The organism is Sulfurimonas sp. HSL-3221 (genome assembly GCF_021044585.1).
Lineage (GTDB): Bacteria > Campylobacterota > Campylobacteria > Campylobacterales > Sulfurimonadaceae > Thiomicrolovo > Thiomicrolovo sulfuroxydans.
The window spans coordinates 897,130-923,927 of sequence record NZ_CP087998.1; the positions used below are offsets into that span (position 1 = coordinate 897,130).

Consider the following 26,798-nt stretch of genomic DNA (forward strand, 5'->3'; position numbering starts at 1 on the left):
AGCGTGGGGAGGCGGTAAAGGCGGCAGCTGCAAACGCACCCTGGATGGCATCGGGGTGGGAGGAGCCGTCGGACTCAGCCGGCTTCGTTGCCGGAGAGGAACTTCGCCAGGTCGAGGTCGTAGAACATCGTGTGGCGGCGGAATTTGTCGTAGGCGTAGCTCTCGATGAAGGAGCGGGCCATCGGCGGCATCGACGTGATCATGGCAAAGAAGGACTCCATCTCGTCGACGAGCTGTTCGTGGTCGCCGGTATGTGTCTCCCGTTCGGAGTAGAGGTGCTTCATCATCAGCTTCTCCTCTTCGGCAAAGTGGCGTTTTGTTTCGGTGATCCATTCGCGGAAGAGGGCGCTGTCGATGGCGCCTCCCTCCATTTTCTGAAGCTGTTCAAGCATCTGCAGGAACGTCTCGTGTGCTGCATCCATTACTTCGATATTCAGGCGAAGATCGTGTGTCATAACGCCTCCTTTGTAGACTTCTGGTTATCAATGCATATTATATTCTTTTTCGCCCTTTCCTGCACCCCTTTACTCTCAACAAGCTTCGTTATAATCCTCTGCAAAAAAGAGCAACAAAGATGACGGCTGAAACCTACCGCGAAAGCGTGGCGCTGCTGAACCGCTACGCCTACCACTATTATGTCCTCGACAATCCCATTGCAAGCGACGAGGAGTACGACAGGCTCTACCATGACGTCCTGGCGTACGAGGAGGCTCATCCGGAAGCGGTGCTTCCCGATTCGCCGACGCAGCGGGTCGGCGGGGTGCCGCTTGAGGGGTTTGAAAAGGCCGCCCACCGCAGCCGCATGTGGAGTCTGGAGGATATTTTCGACGCCGAGGGGCTGCAGAAGTGGCTGGAGCGGGTCGCAAAGCTTGCCGACAACGTCACTTTCTACTGCGAGCCGAAGTTCGACGGGGCGAGCCTCAACCTGATCTACGAGGGCGGCCGCCTCGTGCAGGCGATTACCCGCGGCGACGGCACCATCGGCGAAGAGGTGACGCAGAACGTCAAAACGATCCGGAGCGTCCCCCTCGCCATCGATTACGAGGGGCGTATCGAGATCCGCGGCGAAGTCGTCATCTTCAAAGAGGAGTTCGACGCGATCAACCGCGAGCGCGAAGCGCAGGGCGAAGCGCTCTTCGCCAACCCGCGCAACGCCGCCGCGGGAAGTCTGCGCCAGCTCGACCCGAAGATCACGGCGGCGCGCAACCTTGTCTTCCTGCCTTACGGCATCGGCGAAAATACGCTCGACATCCCGCTGCTGAGCAAGCGGATGGAGTGGATCTACGCCCTGGGGTTCCGCAAACCGCCGCTACACCGCGTCTGCGAGGGCTATGACGACATCGAGGCCATTTATGAGGAGATGAAAGTCACCCGGGATGATTTCGCGATGATGCTCGACGGCATGGTCATCAAAGTCGACCAGGTTGAGGCCCAGGAGGATATGGGCTATACGGTCAAGAACCCCCGCTGGTCGGTGGCCTACAAGTTCCCGGCGATCGAGAAGATGACCCGGGTCCGGAACGTCATCCTTCAGGTGGGGCGTACGGGCGTCGTCACCCCCGTGGCCGTCGTCGAACCGGTCGATATCGAGGGGGTCGTCGTCGAACGCGCGACCCTGCACAATTTTGACGAGATCGGACGCAAGGATATCCACATCGGGGACCACGTTATCATCCTGCGCAGCGGCGACGTCATCCCGAAGATCATCAAGGTTATTCCCGAACGGCGCGACGGCACGGAAAGGGCGGTTGAGCGTCCGACGCGCTGCCCGGTCTGCGGCAGTGAACTGCTGGACGAAGGGGCGCTGATCAAGTGCCAGAACCTCTCCTGCGAAGCACGGGTCGTGAATGCCATCATCTATTTCGCCTCCAAGCAGTGCCTCAACATCGACGGCCTCGGCGACAAGATCGTCGAGGCCCTCTACCGGGCGGGGCTGGTCAAAGGCGTCATCGATCTCTACGCACTTTCGCTCGAAGCGCTGCTGGAGCTCGAGGGGTTCAAAGAGAAGAAGAGCAAGAATCTGCTCGACGCCATTGAAAAGAGCCGGGGCACGGCGTGCTGGCGCTTTGTCAACGGGCTGGGAATAGAGCACATCGGCGAGGTCGCTTCGAAACAGCTCTGCGACACCTTCGGCCTGGCGTTCCCCGACGCGACGGAGGAGGCGCTGCTCGCCATCGACGGTTTCGGCGGGGAGATGGCGGCGTCGGTGCTCGAATTTGTCCGGGTCAACCGGGAACAGATCGAAGCGCTGCGCGGTGTCGTCCGGCCGGCGGCCCCGGCGCAGAAGACCGAAGCGGCGGAGAATCCCTTCAAGGGGAAGACGGTCGTGCTCACCGGCTCGATGAGCCGTCCCCGTCCGGAGATCAAAACCGACCTGGAAGCCCTGGGGGCCAAGGTCGTGGGCAGCGTATCGAAAAAGACCGATTACGTCATCTACGGCGAGGACGCCGGCAGCAAGTACGATAAGGCGGTGTCGCTGGGCGTGGCGACCCTTACGGAAGATGCGATGAAACAGATGCTACAATAGACCGATGAAAACACCCGAAGAGAATATTGTCGCCAGCGACTACCAGGAGATCTTTGAGCTTCAAAACGCCATCTTGGAGAAGGTGGCCGAAGACGCCAGCAAAGAGGCCGTGCTCGAAGAGCTCTGCTTGCTGCAGGAGAAAATGGTCCCGGGCAGCATCGCATCCGTCATCCTCGTGAACCCGAAGGACGGGAAACTCTACATCGAAGCGGCGCCCTCGCTCCCCGACGAAGCACTCAGCGTCTTCGACGGATTGCCACCGGGGCCCCACAACGGCTCCTGCGCCAACGTCGTGCTGCGGAACGAACCGCAGTTTGTCTGCGATATCAGTTGCGACGAACGCTGGCAAAACATGATGGAGGTCGCGCAAAAAGCGGGCCTGAACGCCTGCTGGTCCATGCCCGTCGTCCTGGAGGGGAAGACGGTCGGCACCTTTGCGCTGACCTCTTTCCAGGAGCGTGTGCCGACCCCGTTCCACAAGATGCTGCTCACCGTCGCCGCACGGATCGTCAGTATCGTGCTGAAGCGGGAACAGAACCGCGAAAAGCTGAGTTTCCTCGCCTTTCACGACCCGCTGACGGGGCTGGTGAACCGCGCAATGTTCGAGGAGCGGCTGAAACATCTGATCATCCGTTCGGAGCGCAACGAAAGCAAAGCCGCCCTCTTTTTCATTGATCTGGACCGTTTCAAATACCTCAACGACACCTACGGGCATGCCACCGGCGACCGTCTCCTGGTCGAAGTGGCAAAACGCCTCGGCGAAAACGTGCGCAACGGAGACACGGTAGCGCGCTTCGGGGGGGATGAGTTCGTCCTCCTTTTCGAAGAGGCTGAAGAGAGGGAGACGGTGATGGAGGAGGCGCGGCGGATGATCGAAGCTTTCGGCGAGGCGTTCCAGATCGGCGAGCAGCGTTTTCACATCTACGGCAGCATCGGCATCGCGATGTTCCCCGAGGACGGGGAGGATGCCCAGACCCTGCTGAAGCACGCCGATACGGCGATGTATCAGGCCAAACAGGCGCAGGATCACATCCGTTTCTACACCCCGCAGATGAGCGAACAGACCTTCAAGAGCCTCGTGCTGGAGAAGGAGCTGCGTGAGGCGATCCACAACAACGAGTTCGTCGTCTATTACCAACCCGTTTTCGAAGGGAGCGGGACGAGCATCCGGGGGGCAGAGGCGCTGGTGCGCTGGCAGCACCCCGAACGCGGTCTCCTGCTTCCGGGCGAATTCATCCCCTTTGCCGAAGAGACGGGGCTCATTTCGCGGATCGACAAGATGGTCCTGACCCAGGTTATCGGGGACCTGCGGCGCTGGCATGCGATGTCGATCAACCGGATCATCCCGCTCTCGGTCAACATCTCCGGGCGCCATATCAACGAAAAAGACGTGACCCGGCTGACGGAGATTCTCAACCGCAGCGCATTGGCCCGTGACTACATCGGGCTGGAACTGACGGAAACCTATCTGATGCAGTTCGCCGAAGAGACGGTCGTGCAGCTCGAACGGCTCAAACATGCCGGCGTCAGACTGGCGATGGACGATTTCGGCAGCGGCTATTCGTCGCTGGGATACCTCAAGCGTTTCAAGATCGACACGCTCAAGATCGACCAGCTCCTGGTGCGCGACATCGTTGAAAACCCCGAAGACCGTTCCATCGCCGAGGCGATTATCAAGATGGGCCACAGTTTGGGGCTGCAGATCGTCGCCGAGGGGGTCGAGACCCTGGAGCAGCTGGAGCTGCTCAAATCGCTGGAGTGCGACGCCCTGCAGGGGTTCTATTTCGACCGGGCCCTCCCGCCGGACATCTTCGAAGCGAAATACCTCCGGAGAAACCGGTGAGGGGTGCGGCTGTTCTGCTGGCGGCGACGCTGCTCTGCGCCGCCGATCGCAGCGGCCCCTACCTGGAGGCCGGTGCGGGGCTGGGCGGTTATAACGACGACGGACGCCGGGCGACGATCTCGACGGAAACCGTCCCGCAGTACCGTTTCGGGGCCGGGGCGTTTATCAACCGTCACCTCTCCGTCTCTTTGCAGTATGCCCAGTTCGGCGATTTCGAGGGGAAGACGGGTGCGGGGGAGACCTCGCGGGAGGCTTTCAAGGTCTTGTCGGCGGACGTGACCGGGCACTATCCCCTTTTCAATGAGACGGTGGATATCTTTGCCCGTTTCGGTGCGGGGGAGCTCTACTGGGACCAGAGCCGCCCCGAGCGCAAAAGCAGTTCGGCCGGGACACTGGTTTACGGTATCGGCGTCGGCATCCGGGCGCTGTCGTGGCTGACGGTGAACGCCGGGTACGACTTCTACCAGTTCGGCATGGATGAAAACGGCACCTCCTATAAGATGAATCTCGGCAGCGCCTACATCGGGTTGCAGGTGCAGTTTTAGTGCGTCTTGACCACTATCTCGTCGAAGCGGGGCTGGCACCGACTCGCTCGAAAGCGCAGCAGCTGGTCAAATCCGGGAGCGTCACCGTCGACGGCAGCGTGGTGACCAAGCCGGCATTCGCCGTCGAATCCCAGCAGGTGGAGGTGACCGAGGCGATGCCCTACGTCAGCCGCGCGGCGCTGAAGCTCAAAGGGTTCCTGCCGTCGCTGCCCTTTGACGTTACGGGGATGAGTGCCCTCGATATCGGCGCCTCGACGGGGGGCTTCACCCAGGTGCTGCTTGAAGCGGGTGCGGCAGCGGTCGATGCCGTCGACGTCGGCCGGGATCAGCTCCATCCCGACATCAAGGCGGACCCGAGGGTGCGGAGCTTCGAACAGACCGATATCCGCCGTTTCATGCCGGACCGGACGTATGATGTCGTCACCAGCGACGTCTCCTTTATCTCCCTGCACCATATCCTTGACGACGTGGAGCGTCTGGCGGGGCGCTGGATCGTGCTGCTGTTCAAACCGCAGTTCGAGGTCGGACGCGAAGCGGCGCGGGACAGGAAGGGGGTTGTGACGGATCCGGCGGCCGTGGCGAAGGCGATGGCCGATTTCGAAGCAGCCTGTGCGGCGCGGGGCTGGCAGCAGCGCGCAAAAGCGTCTGCCGCGATTACGGGCAAGGAGGGGAACAGTGAAACATGCTACTGCTTTGAAAAAGGTTGATGCCGTCGCCATCGGAGGTTTCGACGGGATGCATGAGGGCCATCAGCACCTTTTCAATGCCCTGGGGGAGCGCGGAGCGATCGTCGTCGTTGAGACGGGGTACGCGAACCTGACCCCGGGGCGGGAGCGGGAGCATTTTACGACGCACCCCATCGTCTACCTCCCCCTTGATGAAATCCGCATGCTCGACGACCGGGGTTTCGTCGACTACCTTCGCGAACGCTTCCCGGCGCTCTCCCGGATCGTCGTCGGCTATGACTTCCGGTTCGGGCTGGACCGGAAGTTTTCCCACGAGGACCTCTCAAAGGCGTTCAGCGGGACCGTGCAGGTGATCGACGAAGTGACCGTCGGCGGAGAGTCGGTGCATTCGCACAAGATCCGGGCGAAGCTGATCATCGGAGACGTCAGGGGGGCAAACCGTTTCCTCGGCCACAACTACACCGTGCGCGGAGACGTAGTAAGGGGGCAGGGGATCGGCAAAAAGGAACTCGTGCCGACGGTCAATATGCTGACCGACGGTTTTCTGCTTCCCAAAGAGGGGGTCTACGCGAGCCTGGCCCGTCTGGACGGCGAAGAGCATTACCATCCCGCCGTCAGTTTCGTCGGCCACCGGGTCACGACCGACGGCAGTTTCGCCGTCGAGACGCACGTGCTTGACGGCGAGATCGTCTGCAAGGAGCGTATCGACGTCAGCTTCGTCCAGCGGCTGCGGGGCAACGAGAAGTTCGCCTCCCTCGATGCGCTTAAAGAACAGATCGGGCTGGATATCGCCGCGGCGCGCAAGGCGGTGGGGCGGCTGGAGCTCTGATCGCTTTTTATGCATGGACAGCGCAGCAATGGCGCATTTGTACCCATTTTCAGCGCGTTTTCCGGGCAATGTCCCGCCCCGCGGCGGGTTGGCTTAGGCTCCTTTAATGGAGAGAGGGCTATAATCGCACAACTATTTTGATCGAAGGAATTCTCGTGGGTGAACTCTTTACTTTCTTCGGTGTGATCAGTGAAAATCACACCTACCTCTTTATGTCGCATATGCTCCTGACGGCGCTGATCGTTATCATGCTGGCCAAAATGGCGACCAAAAGCCTCAAGGTCGTCCCGGGGGGCACACAGAACCTGATGGAAGCGTACCTTCAGGGTGTCGTTGCAATGGGTTCGGACGTTATGGGCCGCGAAAAAGCGATGCGCTATCTGCCGCTCGTCGCGACACTGGGTCTGTTTATCGGTATCGCCAACCTGATCGGGGTCATCCCGGGCTTCGAAGCGCCGTCCGCGTTCCTGGACTTTACACTGGCGCTGGCGCTGATCGTCTTCATCTACTATAACTTTGAAGGGATCCGCCGCAACGGTGTCGTCGAGTACTTCAAGCACTTCATGGGGCCGGTATGGTGGCTCGCATGGCTGATGTTCCCGATCGAGATCGTATCGCACATCTCCCGTATCGTTTCGCTCAGCTTCCGTCTTTTCGGTAACGTCAAAGGGGACGACATGTTCCTGATGGTCATGCTGATGCTCGCACCGTGGCTGCTGCCGATGATCCCGTTCGCGCTGCTCTCGTTCATGGCACTGCTGCAGGCGTTCATCTTCATGATGCTGACCTACGTTTACCTTGGCGGAGCCGTCACCCTTCACGAAGAGTCCCTCTAATCTTTTCTGGGACGCCGGATGAAACGCAGCACGTTTGATACGCTTCTGAGTTTCCTGCTCGGCTTTGCCTGGGCCCTGCTCCTGCTGGGCTCATGGCTTCTTTTCCACATCACCGCCATTTTCGGTTTCTCCATCGCGCTGCTTGCCACCATCGTCTTTATCTTTTTGATGTTCTGTGTCATCCTGATGCTTGAGGGGCTCAACCTTTACAAGGATCGTGTCGAAAACCAGCGTGAACAGACGCGGCTGCTGCAGCGCATTGCGGAGCTGCTCGAAAGCGAGGCGTAGGGCCATGGCTTTTTTCGCCTACCTGATCACCGACGGAAGCTACGGATGCACGACGCCGGGGGCTTTTGCCAAACGCCTGGGGGAGGTCTTTGCCGCGAAGAAGGTCGATTATGCCCTTTACAGGGATAAGTCGAACCCGGATTATGAACGCTTCGCGTCGGTCTTTGTCGATGAATGCCATATGCACGGCATCAAAGCAATGCTGCACCGCGATGCGGCGCTGGCGGCCGCCCTGGGGGCGGAGGGGGTTCACCTGACGTCGACGCAGTTCGACGCAATCGCCGGGGCGAAAGCGCAGGGCCTCTTGACGGTCGTCTCGACGCACACGGCCGTCGAAGCGATGCACGCGGCGGCCGAGGGGGCCGATGCCGTCACCTACAGCCCGATCTTCGAGAGCCCGGGCAAAGGTGCGCCCAAAGGTTTAGAGGATTTAAATGAAACAGCGGGTAAAATTGACCTACCTGTTATCGCGCTGGGCGGCATTGTAAGCCCCGCCCAGATCAGCGCGGTCCACGCCGCCGGCGCCGCCGGTTTCGCATCGATTAGATACTTTATAAATTCAGCCAAGGAATCCTTTTGTTCGAAGTGATTATCGGACTCGAAGTCCACGTCCAGCTCAATACGAAAACCAAACTTTTTTGTTCGTGTCCCACCAGTTTCAACGACCGCCCAAACGTCAACACCTGCCCGACCTGTCTGGCCCTTCCGGGAGCGCTCCCCGTCTTCAACGAGGCCGCGCTTCACAAAGCGGTGATGTTCGGGACCGCCGTCGATGCGACGATCAACCGCACCAGCTTTTTTGACCGCAAAAGCTACTTCTACCCCGACAGCCCGAGTGCCTACCAGATCACTCAGCTCTATACCCCTGTCGTGGAGCACGGAAAGCTTGAGATCGATTTCGAGGACGGTTCGCACAAGACGATTCGCGTCAATCGCGCGCACATCGAGGCGGATGCGGGCAAGAACATCCATGACGGCGCCGTCTCCAAAGTCGACCTCAACCGTGCGGGAACCCCGCTGATCGAGATCGTCTCCGAACCGGATATGCGTTCGGCGGACGAGGCGATTCTCTACCTGAAAAAACTGCACTCCATCGTCCGCTACCTCGACATCAGCGACGCGAACATGCAGGAGGGCTCCTTCCGCGTCGACGTCAACGTTTCCATCCGTCCCAAAGGGGATGAGAAGCTCTACACCCGCGTCGAGATCAAAAACATCAACAGTTTCCGCTTTATCCAGAAGGCGATCGAGATGGAAGTCGAGCGCCAGATCGAGGCCTGGGAAGACGGTATCTACGACGAGGAGATCGTCCAGGAGACCCGTCTCTTCGACCAGACAAAGCAGGAGACCCGCTCCATGCGCGGGAAGGAAGAAGCGGCGGATTACCGCTATTTCCCGGAGCCGGACCTGATGAAGGTTGTCGTGGACGACGCGATGTACGCGGAGGCCTCCCAGATCCCGGAACTGCCGGACGAAAAACGCGAACGCCTCGTCAAAGAGCACGGTCTGCGCGAGTACGACGCGAGCGTCATTACCGCCGAGCTGGAGATGGCGCACTTCTTCGAGAAGATGCTCGAGCAAGAGATCAGCGCGAAAAACGCCGTCACCTGGCTCACCGTCGAACTCCTGGGACGCCTCAAGGGCGGCATGACCGTTGCCACCTCTCCGGTGGATGCGGAGAAACTGGGCCTGATCGTCAAGCGCATCGAGGACAATACCATCAGCGGGAAGGCGGCCAAAGAGGTTCTTGACTACCTGATGGAAAACGATGAGAGTGTCGATGCGACGATCGAGAAGCTCGGCCTGAAGCAGGTCAGCGATACGGGGGCCATCGAAGCGATGGTCGACGAGATCCTCGCGGCGAACCCGGCCAAGGTCGAGGAGTACCGCGGCGGCAAGGACAAACTCTTCGGCTTCTTCGTCGGGCAGGTGATGAAAGCGAGCAAAGGCAGCGCGAACCCGCAGGCGGTCAACGAAATCCTCAAGCAGAAGCTGGGATAAACACGTGAAACTCTTCTCCAGGGCGCTCGTCGACAGCGCCTACGCTCTGGAGTCCTCCCAAAGATTGCGCCGGGCGCGTCACAGCGTTGATAACCTGATGAACAACGTCGGGTACAGGTACAAGCGCTACTTCGACCTCTTCATGATGGTGCTGATCCTCTCGAGTGTCTTTATCCTGGTCCGCGACGTCAAGTTCCCACAGAAAGATTTTCTGGCCATTTTCAACGACTATATCATCTCTTTCATCTTCCTCATCGAATACCTGATGCGCTTCTGGGTCAGCAGCGACAGCGCGCGTATCATCATCGACCAGTATGAAAAGGATGAACTGCTGCAGCGGGAGTTCCGGGCGGGCAGGGCAGTGATGAAGGCGCTGTACGCCAAGTGGCGCTATGTCAGCTCCCTGCCGGCGATCATCGACTTCCTGGCGATCATGCCCTTTTTCCACGAGCTGCGGCTGCTGCGCCTCTTCATTATTTTCAGGGTCTTCAAACTCTTCCGCTATGCGCAGAACATGCACCACTTCGCGGCGATCCTCGCCAGCAAGAAGTTCGAGCTTCTGACGCTCTTCACCTTCGTCGGCCTGATCATCTTCGTCGCGTCGGTCATGATCTACGTCATGGAGGCGCTCAACCCCGATTCAAAGGTCAATACGCTCTTTGACGCGCTCTATTGGTCCGTCGTGACGATCTCGACCGTCGGGTACGGCGACGTCGTTCCCGTCAGCGGCGAGGGGAAGATCGTCGCCCTGGTCGTGATCGTCTCCGGGGTGGCCGTGCTGGCGTTTGCGACCTCCATCGTCGTGGCGGCCTTCACGGAGAAGCTTGATGATATCCGGGACGGAAAACTGATCCAGGATATCCAGAAGCTCAAGAGCATCTACCTGATCTGCGGGTACGGTACGGTCGCGCAGCAGACCGCCTCCAAACTCCGGCGGATGGGCAGGAAGGTGGTGATCCTCGATGCCGATGCGGCCAAGATCGCCGAAGCGCGGCGTCACCACGACCTGGCCCTTGCCATTGATCCCGCCAGCCTGGAAGCACTCGGGCAGCTGGGCATCGATCCCGGCCGGCAGGTACGTGCCGTGATCCTGCTGGGGGATACCGACGTGGAGAACGTCTACACGGCACTGACGCTGCGTTCGATGAACAAGGAGCTGCGGATACTTTCCCTGCTGCATGACAAAAAGCACCGGCGCAAGCTGGAGAGCGCCGGGGTCGACGACGTCATCTACGCCCAGGAACTGATCGGCCAGCTTTCGCGCGAATACAGCGACCAGCCCATCGCCTTCGAGGCGCTGCACGCACTGCGTGCGGAACATTCGGGGGTCGTGATTGACGAGATCCTGATCGACGAGCGGATGGCCCGGTTTGTGCAGACGGTGCAGGACCTCAAGATCAGGGGGCGGCGGCTGATCCTGCTCGGGGTGGAGTCCCGCCGCGAAGCGCGTTTTGTCTTCAATCCCCCGGCCGATTTTGCGGTTGAAGAGAACGATCTGCTCGTTGTCATAGGAGAGAATGCGATGCTGCATGAATATCGGATCGATCTGCATCAGGCGGTGCATTCATGAATGTCGAGGCTATCATTCTTTTCGGCTACAACGAATTCGCCAGGGAGATCGCGCAGCAGCTCCGCTACAGCTGCAATCGCATCGTCATCTACGCGCTCGATAACGGCGATGTCGAACAGGCGCAGTCGGAGGGCTTCGAGGCGCATTTCGCGGACCTGGAGGACAACTGGGACGACCTGCTCTCCTTTGACCTCTCCGTGACGCGGATCATCTGCGCGCTGGAGAGCGAAGCGGAGAATGTTTTCCTGACCCTCTCCCTGCGCGACCGTTTCCCCGAGGCGGTGATCGTCGCCCTTGCCACGACCCAGGAGAACGCCTCAAAGCTCCGCCTGGCCGGTGCGAACAAGGTGATCGCCGAACTGCAGACGACGGCGAACCTGGTTATCGAGCGGCTGGAGAAGCCGGTGATCACCCGTTTGCTCGAAGAACTCATGGATACGCAGATGGAGCTCAAAGTCGCCCAGATCATCCTGACGGAGCTCTCCCCGGCGGTCGGCAAGCATATCAACGAACTGCTCGAAACGACGCAGCGCGATATCATCGTCCTGGCCGTCGTCGACCAGCGCATGAGCGAGTCGTTCATCTTTACGGCCAAGGGGTATAACCACCTGCTGGATCCGGGGGATGTTTTAGTCGTGATAGGTTACGATAAGGAGATCAAGGCATTTGAAAAGGAAGTTGGAGGGGTATGTGAAACGGATCGCAGTCATCGGGGCGGGTAAGTGGGGTTCGGCCCTGGCATTTGCATTGGGGCAGAACCCGGAGAACGAGGTCGTCATCACGTCGCGCCATCCCAGGGACATTCCCAATTTCGTCGACCTGGAAACGGCGCTGCAGCGCGAATACCTCGTGATGGCGATCCCGGCACAGCAGGTCGGCGCGTGGCTGAAAGAGCACTTCCGCTACCGTGACCAGAAGGTGCTCGTCGCAGCCAAGGGGATCGAAGCGTCAACGGGCCGCTTTCTCAACGAAATCTTCGCCCCCTACGTGCCCGATCAGAACATCGCGTTTCTCTCGGGCCCCTCTTTCGCGGCCGAGGTGATCCAGGGGCTGCCGACGGCCCTCGTCGTCAGCAGCGCGGACGCACAGACGGCGATGGGCTTCGCCGAGGCCTTTCCCGATTTTATCCGCACCTACAGCGACGATGATATCGCCGGGGCGGAAGTGTGCGGCAGCTATAAAAACGTCATTGCCATCGCCGCGGGGATCTGCGCGGGGCTGAAGCTCGGCAACAACGCGGCGGCGGCGCTCATCTCCCGCGGCCTGATCGAGATGCGGCGTTTCGGCCTTGCCTACGGCGCGCGGGACGAGACCTTTCTCGGTCTCAGCGGGGCGGGTGACCTCTTCCTGACGGCCAGCTCGGTGCTCTCAAGGAACTACCGTGTCGGCCTTGGACTGGCCGAAGGCAAGGCGAAAGAACAGATCGTCGAGGAGCTGGGCGAAGTGGCCGAGGGGATCGGGACGGCCTACGCGCTGCACGGCATCGCGCAGCGCAGCGGGGTCTACCTGCCGATCGCGACGGAGGTGTATGAAATCCTGGAGGGCAAAGCGCCCCGGGAGAGCCTCAACGACCTGCTGACGAGGTAGAAGGCCATGGGTGGATCAACGGTCAAGATCTTCTGGGCCGTCGGAACGGCGCTGCTGCTTTACACACTGGTATTGCCGATGCTCTCGCCGGTGCAGGCGGCCCTGGCCGGGGTCGTGACGCTGCTGGTCGTGCTCTGGACCAATGAGGGACTGCCGCTTGGGGTCGTTTCGCTCCTGCCCATCGTACTCTTCCCAGCCCTGCACATTCTGCCGACCAAAGCGACGACGGTTAATTACGCCCATCCCATCATCTACCTTTTTCTCGGCGGATTCATGCTGGCCATCGCCGTGGAGAAGAGCGGGCTGCACATCTGGATCGCACGGAAGATGCTGGGGATCTTTCCGGCGACGGGGCGGGGGATCATCATCTCGCTGGCGGTGACGTCGGGGGTGATGAGCTCGATCCTCTCGAACACGACGACGGCCCTGCTGCTGATGACCATTGCGCTTTTCCTCTCCGACGACCCGCGGCTGAAGATGCGGTTTACGCTGGCCATCGCCTACGGTGCCAGCATCGGGGGGATCCTGACCCCCATCGGCACCCCGCCGAACCTGATCCTGCTGGGGGTCATGGAGGAGCACGGGATGGCCATGATCCCCTTTGTGCAGTGGATGTGGATGGTTGCCCCGCTGGCCCTCGTCATGATTGTCGTCATCTCCGTGGTGCTCGCCGTAGGGATCAAAGACGTCCGCCTGGCGCTTCCGGAGGAGGAGAAACCGATGAGCGGGGATCAGAAGAAGCTCCTGGCCCTGCTGGGAGGCTTGGTGGTGCTGCTGCTCGTCAATGCCCCCATCCGTCCCTGGTGGGAGGGGCTGGGCATGAGCGAACCGGTGGTTCTGCTCAGCGCCGGTCTGCTGCTCTTCGCGCCCCCGTTCAATCTTTTGATCTGGCAGGAGGACAAGGCGAAGATTCCCTACCGCATCATGTTCCTGTTCGGGGCTGGGTTCGCCATCGCGAAGGCCTTCTCCGAAACGGGCCTGGCGGGTCGGGTCGCCGAATTCCTCGTCGATTACAGCTATTTGACGCCGCTTTACCTGATGCTGATCGTCGCGGCGCTGATCACCTTCACGACGGAGATCACCTCCAATACGGCGCTTATCTCCATTATGCTGCCGGTGATCTACGCGGTGGCGCAGCAGACGGGGCTGGATGCGACGCTGTTTATGATGGTGGCAACGATCTGTTCGAGCTACGCCTTTATGCTACCCATCGCGACCCCTCCCAACGCCATCGCGATGTCCAGCGGGGTCATCCCGATACGGACGATGGCGCTTTACGGACTTCTGTTCAATCTTGTCGGCATCATTCTGATCGTGTTGATCGCCTACCTCTTCTGGCGTCCCGTCCTGGGCTGAGGCTCAGCGTTTGAAGGTGGCGAGTATGGGGTTGTGGTCCGAGACCCGGCCCGTGTTGACGGCTTCGGCGGTAAGCAGGGTGAGGCCGCGGAAGTAGAGGTGGTCGAGGGGCTTGGAAAAGCGCTGCTTGATATGGTGCCCGTTGGCGCAGGCGGCGGGGAGGAGGTCGATCGAGCGGGCAAAGCCTTCGAGGTACTCCATCCGTTTCCGGCTCCAGGTATTGAAATCCCCTGTGACGATCATCGGCCCTTTGCGCTGTTGCAGGGCGATGCGGAGCCGGTCGATCTCTTCGATGAAGACCGCGGCGGAGACGAAGTTGATGGCGTGGAGATTGACGGCGACGAGTTCGCTGCCGTTTTCGAAGGGGTGGGTCGTGATCAGCAGGCTTTTGCGGGTGGCGATGTGCATCTCCCGCCGGTTGGTCTTCAGGCTGACCGTATCGTGGATGGGGCTTTTGGCCGCCGTCAGAACACCGTACTGGCGGTGGCGGAGATTGATGTTGATGGCGGCGGAGACGTTATACCCCGGAAAGTGTTCTGCCGTATGGGTATCAAGAACCGCTTCCTGGAACAAAATCAGTTCGGGCGTCCCGGTCGCCAACAGTGATTGCAGCGTTTTGTCGAAGGGGGGACGCCCCATCTCTTTATGGACGTTCCAGGTCAGCAGCGAAAAGGTGTCGGGCAGGGGAATCCCCGCCTCTTCCGATCGGTAGTGTCGCATAATTCAATCATAACCTACATAGGTTAAAATGGCATCAAAAAAAGAGCCCCTTCTGGGGGAAATCAAAGGAGAAAATCATGGTTGTCCATATCGTAATGTTTACATTCAAAGAGGAGAACAAAGCGGCGAACGTCGCCAAGGCAAAGGCGATGCTCGAGGCGCTCACGGAGAAGATCGATCCGCTGCTCAGTATGGAAGTCGGCGTGGATTTCAACGGGAGCGAACGGGCGATGGACCTGGTACTGACGACGACCTTTGAAACGGAAGAGGGACTCGCAACCTATGCAACGCACCCGGCGCATCTGGAAGTCGTGGCATTCATCAAGGAAGTGACCGAGATGTCAAAGGTGGTTGATTACGTACGTTAAAGGCAAGGGGTGGGTTGCGGGGCCGGTGCCCGGCCCGCGTCTCAGTTACATTCGTTGAGAGAAGGGTTCTGGAAGAGCTGGTTGATATTCTCTTCGATGAAGCGGTAGTCGACACCGTCGATGTGCAGCCCCGCTTTCCTGATCTCGATACAGTTGACCTTCGTTTTGGTCCATTGGCCGCCCAGGACCCCTTTTTGGCTGCTTTTGCCCGGGGGAACGCGCTCATAATCGTCGGCCCAGAGCGTGACGGTCTGGCCATCTTCGGTGACGCCTTCCAGGAAGAAGGTGGCCATGTCAACCGGTTTGGCTGACGTGTTGACGAAATAGACGATCGGGTGGCTGTTCCCCTTCTCATCGGTTTCGACATCAACATCGTAGATGACGACCGGCATCTTCATCTTTTTCGCGCTTTCCATATCCACATGGCTCGGTACCAGTACATTTGTCAGCGTATTCAGCTTCGCACAGCCGGTCATTAGACCTGCGGCTGCGACTGACGACATAAGAAACGCAAATCCTCTTCGCATAAAGCTATCCTCCTAAAAATATTAAAAATGATTATATCGGATGCGAGGCTTAAAGGACCATGAAGATATAACAATTTATAAAATTGGCTTCAGGATGTGATAGATTTATGATGCCCGTCTATAGGGCTTTTGAGAGAAGAACGATCTTTTTTCCATCGTGACAAATGCGCTTCATCTGCAGCCGTTCTGCCGCGATTTCAAAGCTTCTCGGCGTGAAAAAAACGAGGTGTGTCGGGTCGCGGCGGTACCACCAGTTCTGGTAGAACGCCTCGCTGTTTTGGTGAAACTGCGTCATCAGTGCCAGGGTGCCTCCCGGGACGAGACGCGCGTTCAGTTCGGCAAGGGTCCCCATCGGGTCGGCGATGTGCTCGATCACCTCGGTGGAGGTGATCAGGTCAAAACGTGCATCCTCCGCCGGGGGCTCCGGCGCGAAATATTTGTCGTAGATCGTGACCTCGAAACCGCGGCGGCGCAGCAGTTCGGCCAGTACCGGCGCGGGACCGGAGCCGAAATCGAGGACCCGCTTGACGGGACGGTCGACGGCCGCGAGCGTATAATCGATGAATGCTTCGAACATGGCGACGTACCCTTCGTTCTCGATCGAGTTGTTATGTTCGTCGTACTTTTTCCGTTCCTGCGCCTCCGAAGGGTGGGCGTTTTCCTCTTTAAAGAGCAGTTCGCAGTGGGGGCAGTGGTAGGTGAGGCAGTCTAGCTGCCGGTCTCGGAAGGAGGGGGAGGGGGTCTGGCAGAGCGGACACTTTTTCATTGCCCCTCGATCTGCTCCGCTTTCTCCTCGATGGTGAGGAGTTCGTCGACTTTCGCTTCGTACTCCGCCTCGAGGGCTTCGAGCTCCTTGGCCAGCACCGAGATCCCCTTTTCGGCATAGCATGCCGGGTCGGCAAGGCAGGCGTTCAGGTCTTCGATCTTCTGCTCCAGGGCTTCGATCTCGCCGGGGAGGGATTCGAGGGCCATCTTCTCTTTGTAGGTAAGGCGCAGCGGTTTCTCTTTTTTCGGTTTCTCCTGCACGGCGGGTTTGGCGCTCACCGTTTCTGCCTCGCGCTCCATCGCCTCCATCTCCCGGAACTCCTTCTCGGTTTCAAGGTATTCGCTGTAGAGCTGGTAGCGCTCCTCGACTTCGCCGTCGCCTTTGAAAACGAAGAGCTTCTTGGCGATCTTGTCAACGAAGTAGCGGTCGTGGCTGACGAGGATGACCGCCCCGGGGAAGGCTTGGAGCTTCTCTTCGAGGATGTTGATGGTGGGGATGTCGAGGTCGTTGGTCGGTTCGTCGAGGATGAGGCAGTCGACCTGCTTCGTAAAGAGCAGGGCGAGGGCCACGCGGTTCTTCTCCCCGCCGCTGAGGATGCCGATCTTCTTATCGAGGAATTCGCGGGGGAAGAGGAAGTTTTTGAGGTAGCCGTAGACGTGCATGTTCTTGCCCTGCACCTCGACCCGGTCGCCGCCGTGGGGGCAGAAGGTCTCGATGAGGTTCTTGTCGTCATCGAGCATTTCGCGGTGCTGGTCGAAGTAGCCGATGGAGAACTCCCCCTGCTTGATCTTGCCCGCCGTCGGTTTGAGGCGCCCCAGCAGCGCTTTGAGGAGGGTCGACTTGCCGCTGCCGTTGGGGCCGACAACGGCGATGACGTCCTTTTGGAGGATACGCGTCGAGAAATCCCTGACCAGCATTTTAGTGCCCAGGGTAATGTCGAGGTGCTCGATCTCGAAGAGCATCTTCTGTTTGTTGACGCTTTTGTCCCGGTTGAAGTGCTTCGCCTCGCGGTCGAGCTCGACGCGCATCTTACGGATCTGCGCAGGGTTCGTTTTCGCCTGCTCCCGCAGGTTCATCAGCCGCTCCTTGCGCCCCTCGTTGCGCTTGAGGCGGGCGCGTACCCCGCGCGAATACCACTCGTTCTCGGAGCGCAGCAGGCGCAGCAGGTTGTCGTGCTGCTTTTGCATGGTGCGCAGCAGCTCCTCTTTCTGGGTCAGGTAGCTGCTGTAGCCCCCTTTGAACTCCCGCAAAGAGGCATCCTCCACTTCGACGGTCTTCGTCGCGATCTGGTCGATGAAGTAACGGTCGTGGGAGATGAAGACGAGGGTGAACTTCTCCTTGAGAATGAGTTCCTCGAGGAACTCGACCATGTAGACGTCGAGGTGGTTGGTCGGTTCGTCCAGCAGCAGGACGTCGGGTTTCTGCAGCAGCAGCGACGCCAGCGCGACCCGGCGCTGTTCGCCCCCGCTGAGTAGATTGACGTTCTTGCTTTCGTACATTTTTAGCTGGAAGTGCTGCAGGACCCGCTCGATCTTGTCGTCGAGGTTCCAGGCGCTGTGGTGGTCGAGGTAGGCGGAGAGCTCCGTGTGCTCCTTGATCAGCTGCGGGTCGTCGAACTTCTCGGCCATCTCCATCGAGAGGGTGTCGAAACGGGCCAGGGCCTCTTTGAGTTCGACGAGGCCGTGCTCGATCGCCTCGCGCACGCTGTGCCCCTGCTCGAAATGCGGCACCTGGGCGAGCATCTTCACCTGCAGGTTCTGGCGGATGATGCGCTCCCCTTCGTCGTATTCCAGCGTCCCGGCAACGATCTTCATCAGGGTCGATTTGCCGCTCCCGTTCTTGCCGACGACAACGACGCGCTCCCCCTCATCGATATGGAAATCGACGTTCTCGAGGATTTTTTGCGCTTCGTAGTTTTTATAGATGCCGTGCAGATCGATGAGGGCCATGATGCTCTTTTTTTCTGCGTATTTTACTATAACGGGTTGAAAGTCAGTAGGTTGCTTCCATCTGGGGTTCTGCAAGGAGCATTGTGCGGGATGTGGCTGATCGATGGTATGTATTAGGATAGATACTTTAAGAATAAAAATATAATATATGTTAAATTGTTTTTATATGATGCTAAAACGTTCTTATGTGATAAAGTTGAAATCTTTTGTTCACTGCTCACATCCGTTTTGAGATGGGCGTCTAATACAAGAAGGAGTGCAGTGTGGTATGGCGTATCGTTGCTATGTTTTTTATGATGGCGTTGATTGTGGGTTGTGGCGGTGGATCATCTGACAGCAAGCCAACGGGAGAACTGATTTCTGTTTCCGGAGCATGGGACCTTACCAATGACTCCTCATGCTCGGAGACGATTGTTTTTTACGATGACGCGACGTTTATGATGACGTCGGGCGATTGGAATGCAACCGGCTATTTTAATCTCTTAGAAAAGGGTGAAAGGGACTTATTGTCACTTTACATAGAGCGTGTGAACGGGAAGCTTGATTGCGACAACTCCTACAACGACATAAGCGGATTTTCGGTTGACGTTTATGCCTCACAAATGAATGGATCTGTTATGTACTGGTTTGATGACAAAGCCAGCACACAACCTTTCTATATTTTGAACTATTTGGGTTCATTGCATCTCGTTGCCGATGCAGGTTCGGAGCAATACACTATTGCAAATGTGCCACTGACACTCGTCGGCATGGCAAAAAGTGATCATGAGCTGTCGAATATCTCTTATCACTGGTCAGTGAAATCCCAACCGGTGTCATCACATGCTGTGCTCAGCAGCGAAAACAATGCGTCAACAACTTTTTCTGCTGATACTGCCGGTATTTACATCTGCACGCTGACAGTCACAAATGATACGGAAACCAGTGTTCCCGCCGAAGTGAAAATTGTTGTAACAGATGGGCAGCCGGTCGCGAATGCCGGGCCGGATCAGATGGCAATCATAGGTGATACTGTCATATTGAATGGACAGGAAAGTATGAATCCAATGGGCACTGAACTCACGTATGTGTGGAATTTTGTATCCAAACCGCTCGACAGTACCGTTGAACTGTTAAACGCTTCGACGGTGTCCCCATCTTTCGTTCCGGATGAATCCGGTGATTATCGCATCGCCCTGATTGTTGACAATGGTACTACCACCAGCGTACAAGATACGGTGGATATATATGTGTCGGATGGACGGGCCACTGCGAAAGGCGGTCCGGACCAGAATGGAACTGTGGGTGATACCGTAGTATTGAATGGACTAGCGAGTGTGAACCCCATGGAAAGTACGCTTACTTACCAGTGGAACTTTGTATCCAAACCGCTTGACAGTACTGTTGAACTGTCAAATGCTGCGACGGTGTCCCCATCTTTCGTACCGGATAAACCCGGTGACTATCGCGTCGCTCTAGTTGTTGATAACGGTATGGGGCCCAGTGAGGCAGATACGGTGGATATCTTTGTATCAAGAGTCGTCCATCAGCTTGATTTCTATATCAATGATGCGGAATACAGCCAGACGCTTGATAAAATCGTTTTCGTCTCAAGCGAACCGGTGAACGCCCTGTATATATATGACCCGCTCACCCAGGAAGTGAATAGCGTCAATTTGCCGATACCGCCTAACTGTGTTTCTATTGGACCGGACGGCTTATTTGCCGCAGTCGGGCATGATGCATATATCACGTATGTTGATCTTGCCGCAGCAAGTGCAGTAAAGACATTCGCCGTATCAGCAGATGTGTTGGATGTCGTATTGGATGGTAATGGATATGTCCACGCTTTCCCGCGTGATGACCAATGGGTAAAGATTAGAACGGTTCAAATCGAGACGGAACAAGAGACATTGAGCACGGGGCTCAGTATTTATGCCGGTACGGTTGGCAAACTTCATCCCGATGGTGCGTCCATTTATGGAGCAGACAACGGTATCTATCCGGCAGATATCGAAAAGTACGATATTTCAGGCAGTACGGCAGATTACCTTTATGATTCACCTTACCACGGAGACTATCAAATGTGCGGAGACCTGTGGATCTCTGAAGACGGTTTTAGGATCTTTACAAAATGCGGCAATGTTTTCCGTGCCTCAAGCCAATCTGATATTGATATGACCTATAACGGTTCGCTGCAGGATATGACTTATATCAGGTCATTGAGCCACTCCGCCGAAAGTGGGAAAATTGCATTGGTCCCACAGAAGCGGGAGTATATATATTATTACCAGTACATTGATCATGAAGAGAATATGCTTTATCTTTTTGATGATACCTATCTGGCGTTTGAGAAAACGATCAAGCTGCCCAACATGAAAGCCGGCAATACTTATTATCAAGGTAACGGTCGTTACGTATTCTTTAATAGCGACGGCAGCATCTGCCATGTGGTACTTCAGGCCGCCAAAGGTTCCGGCATGTTATACGATTTCGGGGTTGTGTCTTACGACATGCAGTAGACAGCCGTGCATTGTTCTACGCTGCTTCGTGAACTTTTGGCCTGCCTTAGTATGTTTGCGCCCGGTTGCAGGTTATAGTCATGGGGACGGGGCGATGAGAGTCATGGTGCTCTTTTTTCTGCGTATTTTACTACATCGGGTGGAAAGTCAGTTGTTGTATCCGCGTATCACCCTGCCGTAAACGGCGGGCGGGAGGCTACTGCTCGAAGGCGTAATTGACGCGCCCCGCTTCGAACATTGCGTCGACGAGGGAGCGGTCTCCGTTTTTGACCGCGTTCATAAACGCCGTCTCCGTCTTAGGATCGTCGTTTTCGAACCAGAGGTACTTTTCCGCGATCAGTTCGGCGACCCTTTCGGGGGTGTTGCGTTTCATGGAAAGTTCGATGATGTAGCGGCAGGTGTAGCGGCGGAGGTTGCTGACCTCGCCCAGGGCGTGTTCGAGATCGCCGTCGGGGGCGCCGTGCACGATGAGCATGGCGGCCATCCGTTTGTAGGTGTCCTCTTGCTCGAATGCCCCGGCTTCGAAGGCGCTTTCAATCAGTGAACCGACAAGGGTCAGGGGGTGCAGACCCGCTTCGTTTTCCGTGATAGGAGAGGTGCCGGCCTCGAGAATCTGTTCCAGGGCGGCAAGATTGCCCGCTTCGATGGCATTGAAAATAGGTTTCGGCATCGTGACTCCTTCCGGGGGGAAATGGTCGTTAACTCATTATAGCCAATGCCGTAGCCGTTTCGTTACCGAAACGGTGAAAGTTGTGCCTGCAGCACCGAGTGGCGCTAGGCTAGAGGCACTGGTCGACGACGTTTTCCTGTGTCTGGTACAAGAAGATCTCGACACGGCGGTTCTGTGCCATATTGGCTTCGCTGTTGTTGGGAACGAGGGGTTTGTCGAAGGAGCAGCCGCGGGCGTAGACGGCGTTGGGCAGCCCCTGGTTGACCATCTCGGTGGCGACGGTGCGGGCCCGGCGCTCGGAGAGCTGCAGGTTGTAATCATAGGAACCGCGCGGGTCGGTATGGCCGACGACCTGGACGATGGAGCTGGGGTATTTTTTCAGCGCCGTCGTCAGCTGGTCGATCTTTGTCAGGGCCGTTGGTGTCGGCGTATCGGAGTTTGTCGAAAACATCATAGCGCTTTTGAAGGTGACTTTGACGAAGGTCTCATGCTGGGTGACGATGATGTTGTCCGCGCCGACATCGCTCTGGCTGACGGTCGTATTGAGGGATTTGGCGACGTCCTTGGCCTGCTGGTCCATCGCATAGCCGATCCCGCCACCGGCTGCTGCACCGACTGCCGCGCCGATCAGTGCGCCCTGGCCCTTATTCTTGCCGCCGAGTAGTAGTCCGCCGATGGCACCGACAGCCGCACCGATAAGGGCGCCTTTTTTGGTCTTGTCGTATTCGTCCTGCTGCGTGCCGTCGGCATTGGGCTGGGTGCTGGCACATCCGCCGATCAATGCGGCAGCAAGAACGAGTGAAAGTGATTTGGTTTGAAATGTCATGACTGTTGCTCCTAAACTAGATGGCTTATTGTAACAGGAAAATGTCTCTTTTTCGTGATATCAGCCGACAGGCGTATCCGTTTGGAGATAGTCGCTGTGTACCCATCCCTCCCTGCAGATTCGAACCTTTTGCCAGACGCCGTTGCGCTCGCCCAGCTCCACCCGGGTCCCTTTTTCAATCGGATCGCCCGCCAACGCGGCGCTCCCCGATGGCTGGGACCTGACGTTGAGGAGGCTGGCGGTGACCGTTGCGTTGGCACCAGCAATCTCTTTCTCTTCCGTCGGTTCTGCATTGGCATGGCGTCCCGTCAGGACCCTGTCGCGCAGCCGCTCCAGCGGGAAGGCGGGGCCGGGGTCGATCTTGCGTTCCGGGGCGATCTCTTCATGGCCGACGATCGTGTGGATGCCGTAGCTGTTTTTCAGTACCCGGCATACCTCGAAACAGGCCTCGATCTGCTCGGCCGTATAAGTGTGCCAGTAGGAGGGTTCCGTCTGGTTTCGGTGAATGGCCCGGATGACATCCGCCTCTTCGTAGCGTCTGCCGAACCAGGCGAGGTAGCTGTCGCCCGAGGGGGTGAGCTCGCCGGCATTGACGAGCTCGATACCGATGGCATAGCGGTTGAGCCCGCTGCGTTCCTGCCAGCGGCTCGTACCCGCGTGCCAGGCGATACGGTCGAAACCGACCATCTGCACGACACTGCCGTCGCGATCAATGATGAGATGGGCCGAGGCTTCGACGTCGGGGGCCTTGAAGGTATTGACGGCGGAGGCAAGGGTCGGGCCGGCGGTGAAGTGAATGACGACGGTGTCGGGCAGACCTGCCTCGTAAGGGCCGCTGTCTTTGTTGTCGCAGGGGTCAAAAACGACCTCTCGGCCGAACAGGTCGCCGGCCAGCAGGTGGGTATCGATACGCAGCGCCATCGTCACTCCTTTTTCAATAACATAAACCAATTATTATTCATGCTTTATTAATAAAGGATAAATCCACATGCAGCGGATACGATGGCTGGACACTGATGTGGGGCTAAAAAGGGTGGATGCGGGAGGTCAGAGATCGCAGAGCATACGCCGGACGACGAACCATTTTGCGATGGCCTGGTCGGTGTACTGGTACTCCTGCTGGGCGGGGGGAATGGAGATATTGCGGATCTTGGCGCGAAGGATCCCGAAGGCGACGAATCCGAAAAGCAGGGCACCGATGGCATAGAACCAGTCATAAAGGAGCCACACCGCCACGGCAAGGAGGTAGGTGCCGTAGGAGAAGAGCCATCCCAGCAGCCAGGCTGCCGTGCGGCAGAGCGGTTTGGTTGGTTCGGGCGTCGGTTCGAGCAGGGGGATATCGGTTTTCATGGCATGATTATAGCAGTTGGCGGGTCGAAAACCGTATTGACGATAAAATAAATAAAAAAATAGACTTAAATCGTCATTTTAATCCTGAAAACAGACGGGATCGTCATGAATTATAAGTATGATTTTGACAAATAAAAATTAAAAGGATAGATTATGAATGAACCGACACTTCAGAGCATCGGCGATTATAACGGTCTCAAAGGTGAGAAAAAACGGGTAGTACGGGTCGTCCTGCTCTCGGGACTCCTGCTCGGTGCGCTCTATGTCATTGTTTCCAACAGCTACGTCGGTGAGGTCCATGACAGGCTGCCGGTCCATGACGGCATCGCTGCCGTTCCCTTCAACCGGTGAACTTCTTTGCCCGTCGCTGACCCGTTTTAGGGTCGCGATGCTACAATATCCGACACGCTTTCACAAGGTATTTCTATGGTAACAGCACTGATGGTTGTGATCAGCCTCTATTTCATCATCAAACTCTATATCAGCGTCATGCAGGTCGGGTTTATCAACCGCGCCAAGCGGATGGCCCCGGTCCTGATGGGGAGTGCGGATTATCTCAAGGCCGGCAACTACGCCGTGGCAAAAGAGAAACTGCAGATGACGGGAATGCTGATCGAGTACATCATGTTCCTTGTCTGGCTTGACGGCGGGATCCGCTGGCTGGATACGGTGATGGGCGGGATGGACGCGCCTTTCAAAAGCATCGTCATGGTCCTGGCGTTTTTGCTGATTAATACCGTGGTGGAACTGCCGCTGTCGCTCTACGAGAAATTTGTCCTCGATGCGAAGTTCGGCTTCAACCGCACCAGCGTCGGCCTCTACATCAAAGACACGCTGATCACGCTGCTTCTGGTCGCACTGCTCGGCGGGGCGGTCATCTGGGGCGTGACGGCGATCATCGCATGGGCGCCGCTGTGGTGGTTCTGGAGCTTCCTCTTCCTTTTCGCCGTCGTCGTTGCGCTCAATATGCTCTTCCCGACGCTGCGGGCGCTCTTTTTCGACAAGTTGACACCGCTCGAGGATGCGGAGCTCTCAGAAGAGATCGACACCCTGATGAAGAAGACGGGCTTTGTCAGCAGCGGGGTTTTCGTCAGCGACGCCAGCAAGCGCGATACCCGCCTAAACGCCTACTTCGGCGGTCTGGGCAAGAGCAAGCGCGTCGTCCTTTACGACACGCTGCTTGAAAAGCTCGAAGCGCGCGAACTCCTGGCGGTCCTGGGGCATGAACTGGGCCACTTCGCCCACGGCGACCTTTACAAGAACATCGCTGTCGTCGGCGGGATGCTCTTCGGTATGCTCGCCCTTTTCGGCAACCTGCCCGAATCGCTCTTCGTGCAGCTCGGCCTCGGCAATACGCCGGCAGTGACCGTCATACTCTTCTTGCTTTTCATGCCCCTGGTCAGCTTTTTCATTATGCCGCTGATGGGGGTGATAAGCCGACACAACGAATACGAAGCGGACCGCAGCGGCGGGGAACTTGTCGGCAAGCTCTACCTCGCCAATGCCCTGCGCAAACTGGTGACGGAGAACCGCTCCTTTCCCCTTTCGCATCCGCTCTATATCTTCTTCTACTATACCCATCCGCCGGTGATCGAGCGCCTGCGTGTGCTTGGATTCGAGGAACAGGGGAGCGGCAAAGGCGCGATGCGGTCCGAATGCGACGCCGACAGCGTGGAACGTGAACTCGATGACGAAGGCGTGCGTTCCTGATGGGTGAGCGCGTGCGGACGCTGCGGGAGTGCCTTGATGTGATCACCGCTGAGATCGCCGTGAGTGCGGAGCGCCCGCGGCGGGAGGCGGAACGGATGCTGATGGAGTACCTGGGGCGAGACGGCCTCTGGCTCATTACCCACCAGGACGAGCCGCTCTACTGCGACGAGCGGCTCTGGGAGTGGGTGGCGCGGCGCAAGGCCCATGAACCCCTCGAATATATCTTCAACCGTGTCAGTTTCTATTCGCAGCTCTTCTATATCGCACCGGGGGCTTTGATCCCGCGGCCGGAGACGGAGCTCCTGATCGACCGCGTCCTTGACGCGGTGGAGCGCGACGGTGCGTTCACGCTCTGCGAAGTGGGGGTCGGGAGCGGCGCGGTCAGCGTGACCCTCGCGCTGCATCTTGAGCATGCGAAGATGATCGGCGTCGATATCAGTACGGATGCCCTGAGCGTTGCGGCCAAGAACGTCGTGGATTTCGGTCTCCAGGAGCGGATCGAGCTGCGGCAGAGCGATCTGCTCGCAGGCGTTCCGGAGAACATAGACGTTCTGGTCTCCAACCCGCCCTATGTCGCGGCGGATGCCGACCTCGAACGCAACCTCGATTATGAGCCGGATCTCGCGCTGTTCGGCGGTGTGACGGGGATGGACATTATCGTCCGACTGATCGATGCGGTCGCCGAGCGGAAGATTCCCCTGTTCTGCTGCGAAATGGGGTATGATCAGCGTGAAGCCGTCTCGGCGATCGTTCCGAAAGGGTACACGATCGATTTCTACAAGGATCTTGCGGGACTCGACCGCGGGTTCGTGATGACAAGAAAGGATGAAACATGAATACCAAACAGTGGAGCGTCACGCTCTATCTTATGACCGTTGCCGCCACCCTGGGGGCGGTTTTGATTCTGGGCATCGTTGTCGCCCCCGTGATCTTTCACTCGGCATCGATCCTGCCGACGGAGCTGCTGGGCCGCTACGAAGAGGGAATGCTGATGGGCGAGATCTTCCGCCGCTTCGGTTTCTGGGCCTATGCGATGGCCGTCATCATCCTCGTCTTCGAAGGAAACGAATACCGCCGCCAGCGCCGGGACAAGTGGGCCATTATGAGCGCGCTGCTCGCGGTGGCAACCCTGCTAATGTTCGCGGCGGTCTACGTTCCGAAGATCCTCTCCATGCAGGCCGAAGGGGCGGATGCCACGGGGAGCGAAGCCTTCGCCTCGCTGCACAGTGCCAGCGAACTGGATTTCAAGTTGCTGGCCGTCGCACTCATCCTGCTTTTCGTGCGGCGGATGCAGCTGATGTTTCTGCCGTCTGCCGGAAAGGTCTAATGTGACGGGAGATCGC

28 protein-coding genes are annotated in these 26,798 nt (G+C 57.9%); 19 read left to right on the forward strand and 9 right to left on the reverse strand.

Annotated features, from left to right (window positions below; translation table 11 throughout):
• Positions 1 to 74: 74 nt before the first annotated feature.
• Positions 75 to 455, reverse strand: coding sequence for a bacteriohemerythrin (locus tag LOH54_RS04550; RefSeq protein ID WP_231020759.1), 381 nt, complete (start codon positions 453 to 455; stop codon positions 75 to 77).
• Positions 456 to 574: 119 nt separating this feature from the next.
• On the opposite strand from LOH54_RS04550, the gene ligA reads away from it, so the two are divergent.
• The 13 genes from ligA (at position 575) to LOH54_RS04615 (ending at position 14,068) form a co-directional block, all read left to right on the forward strand.
• The gene (ligA, locus tag LOH54_RS04555; protein WP_231020761.1) at positions 575 to 2,527 is read left to right on the forward strand and encodes an NAD-dependent DNA ligase LigA; all 1,953 of its coding nucleotides are present in this window, start codon (positions 575 to 577) and stop codon (positions 2,525 to 2,527) included.
• A gap of 4 nt (positions 2,528 to 2,531) precedes the next feature.
• Positions 2,532 to 4,370, forward strand: coding sequence for a bifunctional diguanylate cyclase/phosphodiesterase (locus tag LOH54_RS04560; RefSeq protein ID WP_231020762.1), 1,839 nt, complete (start codon positions 2,532 to 2,534; stop codon positions 4,368 to 4,370).
• Positions 4,367 to 4,915: an outer membrane beta-barrel protein gene (locus LOH54_RS04565; protein WP_231020764.1), complete on the forward strand. Its 549-nt coding sequence runs from the start codon at positions 4,367 to 4,369 to the stop codon at positions 4,913 to 4,915. Before LOH54_RS04560 ends, LOH54_RS04565 begins: the two co-directional genes overlap by 4 nt.
• A complete protein-coding gene (gene tlyA / locus LOH54_RS04570) occupies positions 4,915 to 5,622 on the forward strand; it encodes a 23S rRNA (cytidine-2'-O)-methyltransferase TlyA (RefSeq protein ID WP_231020766.1) in 708 nt (235 codons plus the stop codon). Before LOH54_RS04565 ends, tlyA begins: the two co-directional genes overlap by 1 nt.
• Positions 5,591 to 6,430 (forward strand): bifunctional riboflavin kinase/FAD synthetase, encoded by an 840-nt coding sequence (locus LOH54_RS04575; protein ID WP_231020767.1) that lies wholly within the window; start codon positions 5,591 to 5,593, stop codon positions 6,428 to 6,430. The genes tlyA and LOH54_RS04575 overlap by 32 nt, the downstream gene beginning before the upstream one ends.
• 155 nt (positions 6,431 to 6,585) lie before the next feature.
• Positions 6,586 to 7,266 carry a F0F1 ATP synthase subunit A gene (locus LOH54_RS04580; RefSeq protein ID WP_231021219.1) on the forward strand — a complete coding sequence of 227 codons (681 nt, stop codon included), beginning with the start codon at positions 6,586 to 6,588 and terminating at the stop codon, positions 7,264 to 7,266.
• Between the two features lie 18 nt (positions 7,267 to 7,284).
• Positions 7,285 to 7,554: a hypothetical protein gene (locus LOH54_RS04585; protein WP_231020769.1), complete on the forward strand. Its 270-nt coding sequence runs from the start codon at positions 7,285 to 7,287 to the stop codon at positions 7,552 to 7,554.
• Between the two features lie 4 nt (positions 7,555 to 7,558).
• Positions 7,559 to 8,143, forward strand: a complete 585-nt coding sequence (locus LOH54_RS04590) for a thiamine phosphate synthase (RefSeq protein WP_231020774.1) — start codon at positions 7,559 to 7,561, stop codon at positions 8,141 to 8,143.
• Entirely contained in the window at positions 8,131 to 9,555 is a 1,425-nt protein-coding gene (gatB, locus tag LOH54_RS04595) for an Asp-tRNA(Asn)/Glu-tRNA(Gln) amidotransferase subunit GatB (RefSeq protein ID WP_231020775.1), read from the forward strand. The genes LOH54_RS04590 and gatB overlap by 13 nt, the downstream gene beginning before the upstream one ends.
• Before the next feature lie 4 nt (positions 9,556 to 9,559).
• Positions 9,560 to 11,125 carry an ion transporter gene (locus LOH54_RS04600; protein WP_231020777.1) on the forward strand — a complete coding sequence of 522 codons (1,566 nt, stop codon included), beginning with the start codon at positions 9,560 to 9,562 and terminating at the stop codon, positions 11,123 to 11,125.
• Complete coding sequence (locus LOH54_RS04605) at positions 11,122 to 11,847, forward strand: NAD-binding protein (protein WP_231020779.1); 726 nt, start codon at positions 11,122 to 11,124, stop codon at positions 11,845 to 11,847. The genes LOH54_RS04600 and LOH54_RS04605 overlap by 4 nt, the downstream gene beginning before the upstream one ends.
• Positions 11,816 to 12,712 (forward strand): NAD(P)H-dependent glycerol-3-phosphate dehydrogenase, encoded by an 897-nt coding sequence (locus LOH54_RS04610; protein ID WP_231020786.1) that lies wholly within the window; start codon positions 11,816 to 11,818, stop codon positions 12,710 to 12,712. Before LOH54_RS04605 ends, LOH54_RS04610 begins: the two co-directional genes overlap by 32 nt.
• Positions 12,713 to 12,718: 6 nt before the next feature.
• Positions 12,719 to 14,068, forward strand: a complete 1,350-nt coding sequence (locus tag LOH54_RS04615; protein ID WP_231020788.1) for an SLC13 family permease — start codon at positions 12,719 to 12,721, stop codon at positions 14,066 to 14,068.
• Between the two features lie 3 nt (positions 14,069 to 14,071).
• Here the strand turns inward: LOH54_RS04615 and LOH54_RS04620 are convergent, their stop codons facing one another.
• Complete coding sequence (locus LOH54_RS04620; protein WP_231020789.1) at positions 14,072 to 14,788, reverse strand: endonuclease/exonuclease/phosphatase family protein; 717 nt, start codon at positions 14,786 to 14,788, stop codon at positions 14,072 to 14,074.
• A gap of 77 nt (positions 14,789 to 14,865) precedes the next feature.
• On the opposite strand from LOH54_RS04620, the gene LOH54_RS04625 reads away from it, so the two are divergent.
• Positions 14,866 to 15,156 carry a Dabb family protein gene (locus LOH54_RS04625; RefSeq protein ID WP_231020791.1) on the forward strand — a complete coding sequence of 97 codons (291 nt, stop codon included), beginning with the start codon at positions 14,866 to 14,868 and terminating at the stop codon, positions 15,154 to 15,156.
• Between the two features lie 41 nt (positions 15,157 to 15,197).
• Here LOH54_RS04625 and LOH54_RS04630 read toward each other — a convergent pair whose 3' ends face one another.
• The 3 genes from LOH54_RS04630 to LOH54_RS04640 all read right to left on the reverse strand — a co-directional run bounded on the left by LOH54_RS04630 (position 15,198) and on the right by LOH54_RS04640 (position 18,398).
• Entirely contained in the window at positions 15,198 to 15,659 is a 462-nt protein-coding gene (locus LOH54_RS04630; RefSeq protein WP_231020795.1) for a hypothetical protein, read from the reverse strand.
• 142 nt (positions 15,660 to 15,801) lie between these two features.
• The gene (locus LOH54_RS04635; RefSeq protein ID WP_231020796.1) at positions 15,802 to 16,449 is read right to left on the reverse strand and encodes a class I SAM-dependent methyltransferase; all 648 of its coding nucleotides are present in this window, start codon (positions 16,447 to 16,449) and stop codon (positions 15,802 to 15,804) included.
• Positions 16,446 to 18,398 carry an ABC-F family ATP-binding cassette domain-containing protein gene (locus LOH54_RS04640; protein ID WP_231020798.1) on the reverse strand — a complete coding sequence of 651 codons (1,953 nt, stop codon included), beginning with the start codon at positions 18,396 to 18,398 and terminating at the stop codon, positions 16,446 to 16,448. Before LOH54_RS04640 ends, LOH54_RS04635 begins: the two co-directional genes overlap by 4 nt.
• A gap of 263 nt (positions 18,399 to 18,661) precedes the next feature.
• Here LOH54_RS04640 and LOH54_RS04645 point away from each other — a divergent pair, with 263 nt between their 5' ends.
• Positions 18,662 to 20,899 carry a PKD domain-containing protein gene (locus LOH54_RS04645; protein WP_231020800.1) on the forward strand — a complete coding sequence of 746 codons (2,238 nt, stop codon included), beginning with the start codon at positions 18,662 to 18,664 and terminating at the stop codon, positions 20,897 to 20,899.
• Between the two features lie 196 nt (positions 20,900 to 21,095).
• Here LOH54_RS04645 and LOH54_RS04650 read toward each other — a convergent pair whose 3' ends face one another.
• The 4 genes from LOH54_RS04650 to LOH54_RS04670 form a co-directional block, all read right to left on the reverse strand.
• On the reverse strand, positions 21,096 to 21,569 hold the full coding sequence (locus LOH54_RS04650) for a hypothetical protein (protein WP_231020802.1): 474 nt from the start codon (positions 21,567 to 21,569) through the stop codon (positions 21,096 to 21,098).
• A 109-nt stretch (positions 21,570 to 21,678) separates the two neighbouring features.
• Positions 21,679 to 22,395 carry a YiaD family glycine zipper/OmpA-like lipoprotein gene (locus LOH54_RS12945; protein WP_283949356.1) on the reverse strand — a complete coding sequence of 239 codons (717 nt, stop codon included), beginning with the start codon at positions 22,393 to 22,395 and terminating at the stop codon, positions 21,679 to 21,681.
• A gap of 60 nt (positions 22,396 to 22,455) precedes the next feature.
• Entirely contained in the window at positions 22,456 to 23,316 is an 861-nt protein-coding gene (locus LOH54_RS04665) for an N-acetylmuramoyl-L-alanine amidase (protein WP_231020803.1), read from the reverse strand.
• A 126-nt stretch (positions 23,317 to 23,442) separates the two neighbouring features.
• Entirely contained in the window at positions 23,443 to 23,745 is a 303-nt protein-coding gene (locus tag LOH54_RS04670; protein WP_231020804.1) for a hypothetical protein, read from the reverse strand.
• A gap of 153 nt (positions 23,746 to 23,898) precedes the next feature.
• Between LOH54_RS04670 and LOH54_RS04675 the strand changes: the two genes are divergently transcribed.
• The 4 genes from LOH54_RS04675 to LOH54_RS04690 all read left to right on the forward strand — a co-directional run bounded on the left by LOH54_RS04675 (position 23,899) and on the right by LOH54_RS04690 (position 26,782).
• Positions 23,899 to 24,096 (forward strand): hypothetical protein, encoded by a 198-nt coding sequence (locus LOH54_RS04675; RefSeq protein ID WP_231020806.1) that lies wholly within the window; start codon positions 23,899 to 23,901, stop codon positions 24,094 to 24,096.
• Positions 24,097 to 24,171: 75 nt separating this feature from the next.
• Positions 24,172 to 25,455 carry a M48 family metallopeptidase gene (locus LOH54_RS04680; protein WP_231020814.1) on the forward strand — a complete coding sequence of 428 codons (1,284 nt, stop codon included), beginning with the start codon at positions 24,172 to 24,174 and terminating at the stop codon, positions 25,453 to 25,455.
• Positions 25,455 to 26,291 carry a peptide chain release factor N(5)-glutamine methyltransferase gene (gene prmC, locus LOH54_RS04685; RefSeq protein WP_231020816.1) on the forward strand — a complete coding sequence of 279 codons (837 nt, stop codon included), beginning with the start codon at positions 25,455 to 25,457 and terminating at the stop codon, positions 26,289 to 26,291. The genes LOH54_RS04680 and prmC overlap by 1 nt, the downstream gene beginning before the upstream one ends.
• Positions 26,288 to 26,782, forward strand: a complete 495-nt coding sequence (locus tag LOH54_RS04690; RefSeq protein ID WP_231020818.1) for a DUF4149 domain-containing protein — start codon at positions 26,288 to 26,290, stop codon at positions 26,780 to 26,782. Before prmC ends, LOH54_RS04690 begins: the two co-directional genes overlap by 4 nt.
• Positions 26,783 to 26,798 lie beyond the last annotated feature (16 nt).